We start from the raw sequence: 14,150 nt of genomic DNA on the forward strand, positions 1-14,150 counted from the left end.
GGCATTGCTGTGCCTGGATCTACGAAGACGATGGGCGTGCTCACCATCGGGGGTCTGGTGGTGGTGACGGCCTACTCCACCGCGCTCGGCAGCAGTGGGTGGCTGTGGTTCGGCTGGGTCGTGCTGCTGATGCTGACGCTGGGGATGGTGGTGTCGCGCGGCAACCCGTGAGGCGGAGAAGGCCAAGACGGCCAAGACAGCCAAGACGGCCGACGAGCCTGAGAACCTGAGGAGCCTGAGGAGCCTGAGGAGTCTCAGAAGTCGAAGACGGGGCCCGTCTGCGCAAGCAGCACACAGGCGTTGGGATACGTCTTGTGCCAGCCCGTCATCCGCCCGCGGTGGGTGCCCGTGGCGCTCACCGTGACCGGGTCGAACTCCTTGGTGCACATCCGCGGCTCGCCCCGCAGCGCGTCGAAGTCGCCGTGCACCTCGTCGAGCGCGGCACAGGCCGCGGCGGCGCGCGGATGATGGCCCGAGGGCTCGGGCGCGCAGCGCAGCAGAACCCCGCGGATCCAGGTGTTCTCGTCGCCGGAGACGGTGAGGAAGACACCGCGGGGCGGGGTGGGGACGGCCCCGGGGGCGGGGTCGGGGGCGGGGGCGAGCGAGGCGGTCGAGACGTCCGGAGCGGCGGGTGCAACGGCCGCAGTCGCGGGAGAGACGGCCGCGGTGGCGGCGGTCAGGGCGAGGAGTGCGACGGCGGCGGCCGGGCGGAGCGTGCTGCGTGAGGCACGGGGTGCGGTGCTGCGTGAGGCACGGAGGCCGGTGCGGGGGCGGAGTGCGCCGGGCGGCGTGCCGAGTCCGGCGCGCGGGGTGCGGAGTGTCATGCGGGCCAGGCCACCCTTCTGGCCCCCGTTCCCCAAGGGGGCTCGCCGACAGGTCGCCCATGCGTGTGCTTCGGCGCGCCCGCCCGGGGCACTCGGGACGCATGGAGAGGCGCTCACTGATCAGCGGTCTGCTCGTGGGGGTCGGCTTCGCGGCCTTCGTCGACGAGACCGTCTTCCACCAGCTGTTGCACTGGCACCACTTCTACGACAGGTCGACGCCGGGCGTCGGGCTCGTCTCGGACGGGCTCTTCCACGCCGGGGGCTGGCTGGCGATCGTGACGGGCCTTGTCCTGTACGCCGAACTGCGGCGCCGGGGCGGTCCGGTGCGGGCCGCGTGGTGGTCGGGGACGTTCCTGGGGGCCGGTGGCTTCCAGCTGTACGACGGAACGTTCCAGCACAAGTTGCTCCGCATCCACCAGATCCGCTACGGCGTCGATTCCGCCCCGTACGACTGGGTCTGGAATCTGATCGCCGTGTGCTTTCTGGCGGCCGGGGTGCTGCTGTGGCTGCGCGCCCGCCGCCCCCGCGTCCGCCACCCCTACGTCCGTCGCCCCCGCCTCCTCCGGCTGCGCTCCGCCCGCCGCCCGGCCGCGCGGAGCGCTCCCCGCGAATGACGGTCGTCGCGGTCCTCGCCTGCTGCGGGCTGTACGCGCTGGCCGCCCGGCGGCTGCGGCGGCGCGGCGACCGCTGGCCGTGGCGGCGGGAGGCGGCGGCTTTCCTGGCCGGGGCGGCGCTGATCGGGGCGGTACTGATCGGCGGCGCGATGCCGATGAGTGCTGAGCCGACGGGAGCGGATCGGACTGCTGCGGAACAGATCGGTGCGGAGCGGATCGGTGCGGAGCGCATCGGTGCGGCGGCCCTCCCGTGGGGCGCCCAACTGCCGCCGTTCACCGCCCACATGACGGCTCATGTGGCAGCGGGCATGGTGGCCCCGCTGCTGTTCGCGCTCGCCCGCCCGGTGACGCTGACCCTGCGGGCCCTGCCGGTGGCGCCGCGACGCCGGCTCCTGGCGGTGGCGCGTTCCTGGCCGCTCACCGCCCTCCTGTTCCCACCGGTCGCGGCGGCGGTCGACATCGGCGGGCTGTGGCTCCTCTACCGCGCTCCCCTGCCGCCGGGCATCCACCACACCCCGCTCCTCTCCGTCCATCTCTTCGCGGCCGGAACCCTGTTCACGTTCTCCGTGCTCGCCCTGGACCCGCTCCGGCACCGGGCGGCCCTCCCCCTGCGCACCGCCGCACTGCTCGGCGCCGCGACGGCCCACGCCGTCCTCGCCAAGCAGTTGTACGCGGCGGGTCCGCCCGGAACCTCGTACGCGACAGGCGATCTGCACCTGGCCGGGCGCGTCATGTACTACGGCGGGGACATGGTGGAGATCGCGCTGGCGCTGGTGGTGGCGCACCAGTGGTACCGCGCCCGGGAGCGGCGACTCGAAAGGACCGCACCAATCCGATCGGACACGGTTCCGGGCAGCCGCGCGGGCACTTACACTGGCCCCCCACATCAGGCCGGTTGACCTGCTAGAACGCTGCGGTGGAGCCATCCGCCCCGAGGGAGGAGCGCCCCCTTGTTCTACTACGTGCTCAAGTACGTGATCCTGGGACCGCTGCTGCGCCTCATGTTCCGGCCCCGCATCGAGGGGCTCGAACACATTCCGGAGTCCGGCGCGGCGATCATCGCGGGCAACCATCTGTCGTTCTCGGACCACTTCTTGATGCCCGCCATCATCAAGCGCCGCATCACCTTCCTCGCGAAGGCCGAGTACTTCACCGGCCCCGGCATCAAGGGCCGCCTGACCGCGGGGTTCTTCCGCAGCGCCGGGCAGATCCCGGTGGAGCGCTCCGGCAAGGAGGCGGGACAGGCCGCGATCCGGGAGGGACTCGGGGTGCTGAGCAGGGGCGAGCTGCTCGGCATCTACCCGGAGGGGACGCGCTCGCACGACGGGCGGCTCTACAAGGGCAAGGTGGGGGTCGCGGCGATGGCGCTGCGGGCGCAGGTGCCGGTGATTCCGTGCGCGATGATCGGCACGTTCGAGGCGCAGCCGCCGGGCCAGGTGGTGCCGAACTTCCGGCGCGTCACGATCCGCTTCGGCGCCCCGCTCGACTTCTCCCGCTACGTGGGCATGGACCACGAGAAGGCCGTCCTGCGCGCGGTCACGGACGAGATCATGTACGCGATCCTGGGCCTGTCCGGACAGGAGTACGTGGACAAGTACGCGGCCGTCGTGAAGGCGGAGGAAGCCGCGCAGGAGGGCGACAAGGCCGCGGCGACGCGCAAGTTCCCTCGTATGCCACTGAGTTGACCGACCGACGCTGCGGGAGAGGACCGAGAGGGAACATGACCGAGGAGCACGACGACCACCACACCCACCACACCCGCCACACCCGCCACACCCACTACACCAAGCTGATCGGGCTGCTCGATGAGCACGGCGCCACCTATCGGGTCATCGAGCACGCACCGCAGGGCGCCACGGAAGAGGTGAGCGCGCTGCGCGGCAACACGCTCGCGCAGGCCGCCAAGTGCATCGTGGTGATGGTGAAGACGGGCAAGAAGTCGAAGCGGTACGTCCTCGCGGTGGTGCCCGGCGACCGGCGGGTCGACCTCAACGCGGTGAAGGCGCTGCACGCGGGCACGTACGTCGGGTTCGCGACACAGGAGGTCGCGGAGCGGCTCGCGGGGAGCGTGAGCGGCACGATCCTGCCGTTCTCCTTCGACCCGGAGCTAGAACTGGTCGTGGATCCCGCCCTGTTGGAGCAGGAGGAGATCTTCTTCAACGCGGCGCGCCTGGACCGCTCGCTGGCGCTGCGCACGGCGGACTACCGGGAGATCGCCGGTCCGAGGACCGAAGCGATCTCCCAGTAGCCCCCCATCATCAACCACCGTCGATGGCTACATCTACTGCTGCTACTGCTACTGCTACTGCTACTGCTACTGCTACTAGGGCTACGGCTTGGGCGTGGCGTGCGGGGCGCACGTCACGTCCTTGGCGCCGGTCTTGCCGGTGAGCAGGTAGGTGTCGACGCGGTCGTTGACGCACGGGTTGGTGAGCCCGGTGACGCCGTGCGAGCCCGCGTCCTTCTCGGTGATGAGGCGAGAGCCCTTGAAGCGCTTGTGCAGCTCGACGGCGCCTTCGTACGGCGTGGCCGCGTCGCGCTCGGACTGCACGATGAGCACGGACGGCAGACCCTTGCCGCTCTTCACGTTCAGCGGGGTCTGCTGCTTGGTCGACCAGGTGGCACAGGGCAGGTTCATCCAGGCGTTGGCCCAGGTCATGAACGGATAGTCCTTGTGCAGCCGGGTGTTGTCCCGGTCCCACTTCTTCCAGCTGGTGGGCCACTTGGCGTCGGCGCACTCGACCGCGGTGTAGACGGCGTTGCCGTTCTCGGACGCGATGTTGCCCTTGGTGTCGGACATGTCCGGGGCGGCCGCGTCGACCAGGGCCTTGGTGTCACCGGCGACGTACTTGCTCCAGGTCTGGGCGGTCGGCACCCACGAGGAGTCGTAGTACGGGGCGTTCTGGAAGAAGGAGGTCAGCTCGGCGGGCCCGACGAGACCACCGATCGGGCTCTTCTTCGCGCTCGCCCGCAGCTTCTCCCACTGCTGCTGCACCTTGGCCTGGCTGTCACCGAGGTGGAACGTCGCGTCGTTCTTCGCGACCCACGCCGTCCAGTCCTTCCAGCGCCCCTCGAAGGCGACGTCCTGGTCGAGGTTGGCCTGGTACCAGACCTTCTCGCGCGAGGGGTTGACGACGCTGTCGACGATCATGCGCCGGACGTGCCCCGGAAAGAGGGTCCCGTAGACGGCACCGAGATACGTCCCGTACGAGACACCCAAGTAGTTGAGCTTCTTCTCGCCGAGGGCGGCGCGGATGACGTCGAGGTCGCGCGCGGTGTTCGGTGTGGTCATGTGCGGAAGCATCTCGCCGCTGCGCTCGGCGCAGCCGTCCGCGTACTCCTTGGCGAGCTTGCGCTGCGCGCTCTTGTCGGCCTCGGAGTCCGGGACCGGGTCGGCCTTCGGCGCCTTCACGTACTCCTGCGGGTCGACGCAGGAGATCGGCGTCGAATGCCCGACGCCGCGCGGGTCGAAGCCGACGAAGTCGTACGCCTTCGATGCCTTCGTCCAGAGCGGGTTCTTGCTGGTGACGCGGGTCGGGAAGCGCATGCCGGAGCCGCCGGGGCCGCCGGGGTTGTAGACGAGGGCGCCCTGCCGCTCCTTCTTGCTCCCCGTGCTGCCGATGCGGTCGACGGCGAGCTTGATCTGCTTGCCGTACGGCTTGGCGTAGTCGAGCGGCACGCTCACGTAGCCGCACTGGATGGGCTTGGCGATGCCCCAGTCGGCGGGACAGTCCTTCCAGTCGATCCCGGCCTTCGCCGCACGGGCGGCGGCGATCGAGGCGCCCCGCGCCTCCCGGTCCTTGCCGGCCCGCGCATGGGCGTCGGCGCTGGCCGAGGGCGCCGCCATCGCACCCGCTATCAGCGTCGCCGTGACGAGCGCCCCGGCAGAACCGAGCGTCACCGTCCGCCGGTTCCGAAGTGTCCTCTGGGTCCGTCTCAAGTGGGGCCTCCCGCACATCGTTTCGATCAGTACGCAGTACGGGGATCTTTCCGTCTGTCGGCCCTCTGACAACAGACGTGACGTGCGTTCTTTGCCAATCCGATAAACGGTGTCGCTCTGACCGGTCAGCGGATCACCCGAGTCAGAGGCCGGCCCTCCAAGGGCTCGGGCCTCGGGATCTGTCTGCGTGTGTCTATCTGAGGGACGGAGATCTCGCCATGGCGGTTGCTCCGGTCTGGACACGGGACGGATCTACTTACGGTCTGCTTCCGGTCACATCCACCTGCATGCCGACGAGGTCAGGCCGTCAGCCATGCGCGTCGATGCCGGGCCACGGCGTAGACGGCATCGATCTGCTCGGGATCGAGTACGCCTGAGAGCGGGCCGAGCGCGGAGACCTCCCGTTCGCGGTACACGCGTACGGCGAGCTGCGTCGCGACCTTGTCGAGGCGGGTGACGCCGACGAACACGAGCACCGGCTCCACTGGGACCGGAGTACCGAGGTGGTGCTCGAGCACATCCCTTACGCGGCGGGCCTCCGCCTTGCTCTTACGTCCGTACGGCTGCGGCTTGCCGTGGTTGATGCGCACCATCTCGTCGCCGATCCAGACCGCCTTGCCCAGGTGGTGCTTGGTGTTGATGCAGAAGACGCCGCCGGGGCCGATGAGCAGGTGGTCGATGTCCACCTTCCGGGGCAGCTCTATGGAATGCAGGACGCGCCAGCCACGGCGCGTGAGCCTCTCCAGTTCGGCGCCGACCCGGAGTTCGCCAGCCAGTCCCTTGCGATAGGAGTCCCACTTCGTCTGTCGTCGCAGCAGCCAGTTGAGGATGCGCTGTCCCGGGGTGGGGCCTTCCGTGTCGAGGAGCTCTCGTAACGCCGCTCCTGGGCGGTTCGACGCGAGATCGTCTTGCGGGGTCAGCGGGGGCAACTGGGGCAGCGGGGGCAACTGGGGTGGTGTGACGGCCCCTTGCTTTCGAGGGGGCCGTGCCGGGGGCGCAATGGGTGTCGGGCCTGCGTCTTTGGTGAGCTGGGGGCGGAGCAGGTCGAGCGCCTCGTGTCGGTACTGCTCCACAAGGATCGTGACCTTGCCCGTGCGCCGGTCGGCCCATGCGACCGACGTGCCGTCCGGCAGGTTCACGTAGAGCCGGTCCTGTCCGTACCGCTTCCATGCGACGACCTTCAGATCGCTCACGCCCACCCCCGTGCCGAAGCCGCTTCGCTGACATGGCATCAGCAGCTCGTCGGCGTCACAAGGTGCCGATCAGCCGGAGTGAGGGCATCGCATGTCGTGTGCGATCTCAACGCCCTACGCGGACAGGGTCCTTACGGGCGGTTCCATGGTGAACCACGCCGGCGACGCTGCGTTACCGTTCCCGTGAGGAGCGGCACGTAGGGGTGGGGGATGATGAGCAAGAGGCGCTACGTTGCACGAGGGGTGCCCGGTGGGTACAGAATCTGGAACAACAAGGCGCGTCGGTGGTGGGGCGACCTCTATGAACTGTGTCCTGACGATCTCCTCGCAGAACTGAACGGCGGGGCCGACCCTGACAAGATCACGGCACTCTTGAAGCGCTACCGGGCGCTCAAGAGGTAGAGCCCTCCCCTCACCAGAGGTCAGCGGTGGGTAGCTGCCAGGACATCCGAGCTGCCCGAGCTGAGGGCCCTGGACGAACCTCGCTCCACGCGATCCCACGGCTGGGGCGCTCAGGTCCACTTCCTGAGTGCCTCGTCCAAGACACGGCGTACCTGTTGGGCGTCCGGAGCCACCGCCGTGACCAGTACCGCGGGGCCCGCCAGGGGTGTTGCCGCGGCCCACTCGCCCAGGAGTTCGGGGGATGGCTGGGTCTGCTCGAAGTCCGGGGACACCACGATGAGTTGGCCCACTGCTCTGTGGCCGGACAGTACCGCGGGGCCGTCCCAGCCGGCGGGGGCGCCGGGGCCGCAGGAGAGTTCCTGGTCGAGCAGGAGGCGGCCGGCGTGGCGTACCGTCAGGCGGCTCGTGAGGCGGCCGGGGGTCTCCGATGCCCTACCCAGTACTTGTTCCTCTCGCAGGATCAGGCGCGCGCCGGGGGCCAGGTCGGCGCGCGTCGTCACCCGCAGGTCGCTGTCCCGTACTGAGATCAACTGCTCTGGGAGCCAGCGGAGTTCCGCTCCTTCGCCCACCCTGAGGCGTACGTCGTAGCGGGCCGGCTGCCTGTCGGTTCCCTGGCCCGGCAGGGCTATCGTCGCCGCCGCCGAGTCCACCGACAGGTGGGCGCCGTCCGCTGCCTCCGCCTCCACCGTGAGGTGGTCGCCGCCCAGCGGGCCGCTCATCGCTCCCACCAGGGTGACCCGGGCTCCCTGGCCGTGCGAGCGGGTGCGGCGCAGGGCCAGCGGGGCCTGCCCGTCCAGTACGGGGAGTGTGGTGCCGCCGTGGGCGTCGGGGCGGGCGATGATGCGGGCCCTTGCCTGCACCCCGGCGGGGGGAGTTGAGGGGGACGAGGGGGTGCGAGAGTACGGGGGCGTCTTCGCGCTCACGTTGCCCGGCGGAGTCAGTGGAGTCTGTGGAGTCGGCGGGCTCGTTGGGCTCTGTACCGTGCTCGTGCTCATGCCGACGCGTGCCTGTGTTCCGTGGTCCAGGACCTGTACTGCGCGCGGACCCACTCCGCCACCGGAGCCACGCCCTCGTCCGACCTCAAGGACTGGAAGATGACCGGCAGTTCGGCGCGTGCCGCCTTGGCGTCTGCCGCCATCCTGGCCAGGTCCGAGCCGACGTACGGGGCGAGGTCGGTCTTGTTGACCACCAGCAGGTCCGCGGTGGTGACGCCGGGGCCGCCCTTGCGCGGGATGTCGTCGCCGCCCGCCACGTCGATCACGAAGATCTGCGCGTCGATCAGCCCCTTGGAGAAGGTGGCCGTGAGGTTGTCGCCGCCGGACTCCACGAGGATCAGGTCGAGCGGGCCGACCTCGTCCTCCAGGTCCTCGACCGCCTCCAGGTTCGCGGAGATGTCGTCGCGGATCGCCGTGTGCGGGCAGGCGCCCGTCTCGACGGCGGTGATCCGCTCGGGGGGCAGGACCGCCTCGCGCAGCAGGAACTCGGCGTCCTCGCGCGTGTAGATGTCGTTCGTGACGACTGCGAGCGAGAGTTCTTCGCGGAGGGCGTGGCAGAGGGCCGCGACGGTGGCCGTCTTGCCGGAGCCCACGGGGCCGCCCAGCCCTATGCGGAGGGCACGGCGGGTGCCGTTCGCACGGTGCGCGTCCGCGCTGATCTCGTTGGCGGGGTTGTGGGTGTGGTCGAGGTGCATCGTGAGTGCTCCGTATGTATACGTGTATGCGTTTACGTGTGGGGGGCGCCAGTCCCCCGTAGGGCCCCTAGGTCCCTGGGCCCCTAAGTCTCTAAGTCCCTAGGTTCCTAAGTCCCTAGGTCCCTACGACGCGAACAAGCGCACCGGCCACCCCGCATGCGCCTCCGCCCCGATCTCCAGCAACGGCGCCGACCCGGCGGGGAGTTCGTCCACGCCGAACGCCGTCGCACGGCACCCCGCCTCCCCCGCCCGCGCCGCCACCGCGTCCATCTCCGGTGCCAGTCGCGCCAGCACCCCCGTCGCCTCGAACGGGTCCAGGCTCAGCAGCCGTACCGTCGCCGTCGCGGGGCCGCTGATGTTCTCGTACGCGGAGCAGTACGCGGCGTCCTCGGGGGTGAGGCCCGCCGCTCTCGCCGTGAGGCCGAGGACGATCGGCTGGTGGGTGCCCTTGGGGAACTGGCGGGACAGGGCGTCGAGTTCGGGGGTCGGCCAGGTGGAGCGGGCGGCGCGCAGCAGCTGGCGGCCGAGGCGGCGTGCCGCTGTGCGCAGGGCCGGGGACGGGGTGCGGGCGTCGGCGGCCTCGTCGAGGGTCAGGGGGTCGGCGCCGCTCGCGGCGGCCGCGGCCAGAGCCGCGGACACCAGGCCGGTGGTGTGCAGACGGCCACGGCAGAACTCCTCGAGGTCCGCCGCCCCGGTGATGCGGCCCGCCTTGACCGCGGCCTCCGCCCCGCCGGAGTGGGCGTGCCCACCGGCGGGGAAACGGCCGTCGGCCAGGACCAGGAGTGCGGCTCTGGACATGGTGAATTCCTCGTCCCTACTGACGTCAGAAGAGGAAGTAGCGTTGCGCCAGCGGGAGTTCCGCCGCCGGTGACGGCTCGACCAGCTCGCCGTCGATCGTCACCGCGAAGCTGTCGGGGGCCACCTCCACGCGCGGCAGTGCGTCGTTCTCGCGCATGTCCGCCTTGGTGCGGCCGCGGGTCGAGCGGATGGGGAGCAACTCCCGCTCCAGGCCGAGCCGTTCGGGCAGGCCGTCGGCCAGTGCCGTCTCGGTCACGAAGGCGTACGAGTTCCGGGCCGGGGCCTTGCCGTGGCCGCCGAACATGGGGCGCGGGAGGATCGGCTGGGGGGTGGGGATGGACGCGTTCGCGTCGCCCATCTGCGCGTAGGCGATCTGGCCGCCCTTCAGGACCACTTGAGGCTTTACGCCGAAGAATCTCGGGTCCCACACCACCAAGTCGGCCAGTTTGCCGTGTTCCACCGAGCCGATCTCATGCTCCACGCCCTGCGCGACCGCCGCGTTGATCGTGTACTTGGCGACGTAGCGACGGGCACGGCGGTTGTCGGCGCGCACATCCCCCGGGAGGAAGCCGCGGCGGCGCTTCATCACGTGCGCGGTCTGCCAGGTGCGCATCACCACCTCGCCGATGCGGCCCATCGCCTGGGAGTCGGACGACATGATCGAGATGGCGCCGAGGTCGTGGAGGATGTCCTCGGCCGCGATCGTGGTGGGGCGGATGCGGGACTCGGCGAAGGCCAGGTCCTCGGGCACCGCCGGGTTGAGGTGGTGACAGACCATCAGCATGTCGAGGTGCTCCTCGACGGTGTTGACGGTGTGCGGCCGGGTCGGGTTGGTGGACGCAGGGAGCATGTTCGGCAGGGACACCGCCGTGATCATGTCGGGGGCGTGGCCGCCGCCCGCGCCCTCGACGTGGAAGGCGTGCAGGGTGCGTCCGGCGACGGCGTCGAAGGTGTCCTGGACGAAGCCCGCCTCGTTCAACGTGTCGGTGTGGACGGCGAGTTGGCCGCCGGACTCCTCGCAGATGTCCAGACAGGCGGAGATCACGGCGGGGGTGGCGCCCCAGTCCTCGTGGATCTTGAAGCCGAGGACGCCGGCGCGCAGCTGGTCGCGCATGGAGTCCTTCGACATGGTGTTGCCCTTGCCGAGGAAGCCGATGTTGACGGGGCTGTTCTCCAGGGCCGCGAACATGCGGGCCAGGTGCCAGGAACCGGGCGTGATCGTGGTCGCCTTGCTGCCCTCGGCCGGGCCGGTGCCGCCGCCGATGAGGGTGGTGACGCCGGAGGCGAGCGCCTCGTCGACGATGGTCGGCGAGATGAAGTGGATGTGGGTGTCGATGCCGCCCGCGGTCACGATCTTGCCGTTGCCCGCGATGACTTCGGTCTCGGGGCCGATGACCAGGTCCGGGTGGACGCCGTCCATCGTGTCGGGGTTGCCGGACTTGCCGATGCCGGTGATGCGGCCGTCGCGGATGCCGATGTCGGCCTTGACGATCCCCCAGTGGTCGACGATCACGGCGCCCGTGATGACGGTGTCGGGGGCGCCCTCGGCGCGCGTCGTGCGGGACTGGCCCATCGACTCGCGGATGACCTTGCCGCCGCCGAAGACGGACTCGTCGCCGGAGCGCCCGGGGCCGCCGGAGCGGTCCTCCTCGATCTCGATCAGCAGATCGGTGTCGGCGAGCCGGATCCGGTCGCCGGTGGTGGGGCCGAACAGATCGGCGTACGCGGCGCGGGACAGCTCAGGCATCGGAGGCTCCTCCGGTCTCGTGGAGGGCGACTCCGGTCTGCTTGCGGGCCCCTGCGGTCCCGTCGAGGGCTCCGGCCGTCTCGCCGCGCAGGCCCGGGACGATGCGCGCCCCGCCCAGCGGGACGAGTTCGACGTCGACGGGGATGCCGGGCTCGAAGCGCACGGCGGTGCCCGCGGCGATGTTGAGCCGCTTGCCGTGCGCGGCCCCGCGGTCGAAGTCGAGGCCCGGGTTGGCCTCGGCGAAGTGGTAGTGGGAGCCGACCTGGACGGGGCGGTCGGCGGCGTTGAGGACGGTGAGGCGGGTGACCTCGCGGCCCTCGTTGAAGGCGACGGGCTCGTCGGCGAAGAGGATCTCGCCGGGGACGAGGCCGTGCAGGGTGGTGGGCGTGACGGGATGCATGGCGGGAACTCCCGTCAGACGATGGGGTCGTGGACGGTGACGAGCTTGGTGCCGTCCGGGAAGGTGGCCTCGACCTGGACGTCGTGGATCATCTCGGGGATGCCCTCCATGACGTCGTCACGGGTGAGCAGCTTCCGCCCCGACGACATCAGTTCCGCCACCGTCCGGCCGTCGCGGGCGCCTTCGAGGATGTGGGAGGTGATCAGGGCGATGGCCTCGGGATGGTTGAGCAGCAGTCCCCGCGCCCTTCGTTTCTCGGCCACGTCGGCGGCCACATGGATGAGCAGCCTCTCCTGTTCGTGCGGGGTCAGTTGCACGTATCCCACCTCACAGCTCTCACTCCGAACCGTGCGGGGTCCGGTCGCCGCGCCACCGCGACAGGTATAGATGTAACACACAAGAATTGCGCGCGATCATGCGCACCCCGGCTACAAAAACCCCAGGTGGCGTGGGATGGGAGGGTAGTTGGAAGGAGTTTCAGGGAGGTTAACCATCCCTTGACCGGCCCATGACCAGCAGCAGGTCTCCGCCATACCCACCACCGATCATCACCGGCTCATGATCCCCGGCGCCTCATGACCGTCAGCGGGGCGCCGCCATGCTCATCAACCCGCGCAGTCCGTCCTGCAGTGCCTCAACAGTGACTTCTTCGCCAAAAAGCGCCAATTGGGCGGCGAATCCCTGCGCCGTCGCGATCATGGTCCGCGCGACGTGCTCGGCCGGGATGTCGGCCCGCATCATGCCCGCCGCCTGATAGCCCTCGACGATCTTGATCCAGGCCGTGGACACGCGCGCATACCCGTCGCGCAGGAGCGCCGAGAGCCCGCCGTTGCGCAGCGTCTCCGTCCACACCTGCACCATCAGGCGCGGCAGGAACGACGGTTCGTCCGCCACGCGGTAGGCACCGCCACCGAGCACGTCCCGGAACCCCGCCCCCACCAGGACGTCGGGCGGCGGGGGCGGGGTCTGCCCGGCGGCCTCCTCGAAGATGCCCCGTATGACCTCGAGCACCTCGGCCACGACGGCCTCGATCAGCTCGTCCTTGCCCGCGAAGTAGCGGTAGACGGCGCCCGCCGAGAGCCCGACCTCCTTCAGGACGTCCTGCATCGACGTGGCGTGGAAGCCGTTGTGGGCGAAGCAGCGGGCGGCGCCGTCCAGGATCTGGCGGCGGCGTGCGTCGAGGTGTTCCTGGGATACGCGGGCCATGGCGCTCAACGTAAAACGAACATTCCTTCTTGACAAGCGACGCTCGCCGCCCGCACAGTGAGCCACCTAAAACGAACGATCCTTCTCTTTGAATTTCGGGGCCAACTCCCCGGCTCCCTGAGCCTGTTGGGAGCGCCCCTCCTTGTCCGCCGCCTCCTACTCCCTCCCGGAGACACCCATGTCCACGCCCCCCGCCGCCGCGCCCCCACCGGCCCGCCGCATCGTGGCGGTGGCCCTCCTCGCGCCGGTGCTTGCCGCCCTCGCCCTCTGGGCCTTCGCCTGGCCCGGCGCCCGGATCGCCCCGCGCGACCTGCCGCTCGGGCTCGCGGGGCCCGCCGCCGCGACCGCCCCCGTGCAGCGCCAACTCCAGGCGCAGGACGGGGCGTTCGAGGTCCATCGCTACGCCGACGAGGCCGCGGCCCGCGACGCCATCGAGGACCGGACCGTATACGGGGCGGTCGTCGTCACCGCAGAGGGACCGAAGCTCCTCACCGCGTCCGCCGCGAGTCCCGTCGCCGCCCAGCTGCTCCAGCACGCGGTGGCCGGGCAGGCACCGAAGGGGGCCGAGGTGCCCGTTACGGATGTGGTGCCCGCGCCGGCGGCCGACCCGCGCGGCTCCGTGCTCGGTGCGAGCGTGCTGCCGCTGGCGATCGCGGGGGTCGCCTCCGGAGTTCTCGCGACGCTGCTGAAGCTGCGCGGCCCGCGCGCCGCCCTCGCCCTCGTCCTGGCCGCCGCCGGGGTCGGCGCGGTCGGCGCGGCGCTCACCCACAGCTGGCTCGGCGTGCTGACCGGCAACTGGTGGGCGGAAGCCGGGGTGCTGGGACTCTCCACGCTCGCGGTGGGCGCCGCCGTCGCCGGGTGCGCGGCGCTGCTCGGGCCGCCCGGGATCGGCGTCGGCGCCTTCCTGATGGTGCTGCTCGGCAACCCCTTCTCGGGGGCGACCTCCGCTCCCGAACTGCTGCCTCAACCCGTCGGATTCCTGGGCCAGTTGCTGCCTCCGGGAGCGGGCGGCTCGCTGCTGCGCTCGGTCTCCTACTTCGACGGTGCGCGGGCCACGGCCCCGGCGCTCACCCTCGCGGCGTGGGCCGGACTCGGCCTGCTGGCCGTGCTGCTGGGCGCGCTGCGCGGGCGGCGCGGTGCGGCGGGGGCCGAGTCCGCCGTCGCCGGGGCGCGGGAGGCGGCTCCGGTCGGCTGATCGCCCGGCCCTTCGCCTACGGCACCGGCCCCTCGATACGGCCGTACGCCCCCGCTGTAGCGGACGGGGGCGTACGGCCCTTTTTCGTTCTCGCCCGTCTTCGTTCGTGCCTGTTTTCGTTCTCGCCCGTCTTCGTTCGCG

At 70.6% G+C, this 14,150-nt stretch carries 17 protein-coding genes; 7 read left to right on the forward strand and 10 right to left on the reverse strand.

The genetic code is table 11. From position 1 onward, the window contains the following. Positions 1-9 precede the first annotated feature (9 nt). Positions 10-171, forward strand: a complete 162-nt coding sequence (locus ACQB60_RS39360) for a hypothetical protein (protein WP_384847603.1) — start codon at positions 10-12, stop codon at positions 169-171. Positions 172-254: 83 nt separating this feature from the next. Here the strand turns inward: ACQB60_RS39360 and ACQB60_RS39365 are convergent, their stop codons facing one another. Further along, positions 255-824 carry an SSI family serine proteinase inhibitor gene (locus tag ACQB60_RS39365; protein WP_496930896.1) on the reverse strand — a complete coding sequence of 190 codons (570 nt, stop codon included), beginning with the start codon at positions 822-824 and terminating at the stop codon, positions 255-257. A 101-nt stretch (positions 825-925) separates the two neighbouring features. Here ACQB60_RS39365 and ACQB60_RS39370 point away from each other — a divergent pair, with 101 nt between their 5' ends. From ACQB60_RS39370 to ACQB60_RS39385, 4 genes are read left to right on the forward strand one after another with little or no spacing between them, the layout of a single operon-like run. Next, positions 926-1,438: a DUF2243 domain-containing protein gene (locus tag ACQB60_RS39370; protein ID WP_496930897.1), complete on the forward strand. Its 513-nt coding sequence runs from the start codon at positions 926-928 to the stop codon at positions 1,436-1,438. Continuing rightward, positions 1,435-2,337, forward strand: coding sequence for a cytochrome c oxidase assembly protein (locus tag ACQB60_RS39375; RefSeq protein WP_496930898.1), 903 nt, complete (start codon positions 1,435-1,437; stop codon positions 2,335-2,337). The genes ACQB60_RS39370 and ACQB60_RS39375 overlap by 4 nt, the downstream gene beginning before the upstream one ends. 51 nt (positions 2,338-2,388) lie before the next feature. Further along, on the forward strand, positions 2,389-3,123 hold the full coding sequence (locus ACQB60_RS39380) for a lysophospholipid acyltransferase family protein (protein WP_496930899.1): 735 nt from the start codon (positions 2,389-2,391) through the stop codon (positions 3,121-3,123). A gap of 35 nt (positions 3,124-3,158) precedes the next feature. Next, on the forward strand, positions 3,159-3,686 hold the full coding sequence (locus tag ACQB60_RS39385) for a YbaK/EbsC family protein (protein ID WP_496930900.1): 528 nt from the start codon (positions 3,159-3,161) through the stop codon (positions 3,684-3,686). An 81-nt stretch (positions 3,687-3,767) separates the two neighbouring features. On the opposite strand, the gene ACQB60_RS39390 is transcribed toward ACQB60_RS39385, so the two are convergent. Together ACQB60_RS39390 and ACQB60_RS39395 are read right to left on the reverse strand one after the other, a co-directional pair. After that, on the reverse strand, positions 3,768-5,285 hold the full coding sequence (locus ACQB60_RS39390) for an alpha/beta hydrolase (protein WP_496930982.1): 1,518 nt from the start codon (positions 5,283-5,285) through the stop codon (positions 3,768-3,770). A gap of 392 nt (positions 5,286-5,677) precedes the next feature. Further along, on the reverse strand, positions 5,678-6,571 hold the full coding sequence (locus tag ACQB60_RS39395) for a nuclease-related domain-containing protein (RefSeq protein ID WP_496930901.1): 894 nt from the start codon (positions 6,569-6,571) through the stop codon (positions 5,678-5,680). A gap of 213 nt (positions 6,572-6,784) precedes the next feature. On the opposite strand from ACQB60_RS39395, the gene ACQB60_RS39400 reads away from it, so the two are divergent. After that, the gene (locus ACQB60_RS39400) at positions 6,785-6,973 is read left to right on the forward strand and encodes a hypothetical protein (protein WP_496930983.1); all 189 of its coding nucleotides are present in this window, start codon (positions 6,785-6,787) and stop codon (positions 6,971-6,973) included. A 110-nt stretch (positions 6,974-7,083) separates the two neighbouring features. Here the strand turns inward: ACQB60_RS39400 and ACQB60_RS39405 are convergent, their stop codons facing one another. The 7 genes from ACQB60_RS39405 to ACQB60_RS39435 all read right to left on the reverse strand — a co-directional run bounded on the left by ACQB60_RS39405 (position 7,084) and on the right by ACQB60_RS39435 (position 12,814). Next, positions 7,084-7,896, reverse strand: a complete 813-nt coding sequence (locus ACQB60_RS39405; RefSeq protein WP_496930902.1) for an urease accessory protein UreD — start codon at positions 7,894-7,896, stop codon at positions 7,084-7,086. A gap of 68 nt (positions 7,897-7,964) precedes the next feature. Further along, positions 7,965-8,663, reverse strand: coding sequence for an urease accessory protein UreG (ureG, locus tag ACQB60_RS39410; RefSeq protein ID WP_496930903.1), 699 nt, complete (start codon positions 8,661-8,663; stop codon positions 7,965-7,967). A gap of 123 nt (positions 8,664-8,786) precedes the next feature. Further along, entirely contained in the window at positions 8,787-9,461 is a 675-nt protein-coding gene (locus tag ACQB60_RS39415; protein WP_496930904.1) for an urease accessory protein UreF, read from the reverse strand. Positions 9,462-9,486: 25 nt separating this feature from the next. Further along, positions 9,487-11,208 carry an urease subunit alpha gene (locus tag ACQB60_RS39420; RefSeq protein ID WP_496930905.1) on the reverse strand — a complete coding sequence of 574 codons (1,722 nt, stop codon included), beginning with the start codon at positions 11,206-11,208 and terminating at the stop codon, positions 9,487-9,489. Then, entirely contained in the window at positions 11,201-11,608 is a 408-nt protein-coding gene (locus ACQB60_RS39425; protein ID WP_496930906.1) for an urease subunit beta, read from the reverse strand. The genes ACQB60_RS39420 and ACQB60_RS39425 overlap by 8 nt, the downstream gene beginning before the upstream one ends. A 14-nt stretch (positions 11,609-11,622) precedes the next feature. Continuing rightward, positions 11,623-11,925: an urease subunit gamma gene (locus ACQB60_RS39430; protein ID WP_384847564.1), complete on the reverse strand. Its 303-nt coding sequence runs from the start codon at positions 11,923-11,925 to the stop codon at positions 11,623-11,625. 265 nt (positions 11,926-12,190) lie between these two features. Next, positions 12,191-12,814, reverse strand: coding sequence for a TetR/AcrR family transcriptional regulator (locus ACQB60_RS39435; RefSeq protein WP_496930907.1), 624 nt, complete (start codon positions 12,812-12,814; stop codon positions 12,191-12,193). Positions 12,815-12,992: 178 nt separating this feature from the next. On the opposite strand from ACQB60_RS39435, the gene ACQB60_RS39440 reads away from it, so the two are divergent. After that, a complete protein-coding gene (locus ACQB60_RS39440; protein WP_496930908.1) occupies positions 12,993-14,009 on the forward strand; it encodes an ABC transporter permease in 1,017 nt (338 codons plus the stop codon). Positions 14,010-14,150 lie beyond the last annotated feature (141 nt).

The organism is Streptomyces odontotermitis (assembly GCF_050510915.1).
Classification (GTDB): Bacteria; Actinomycetota; Actinomycetes; order Streptomycetales; family Streptomycetaceae; genus Streptomyces.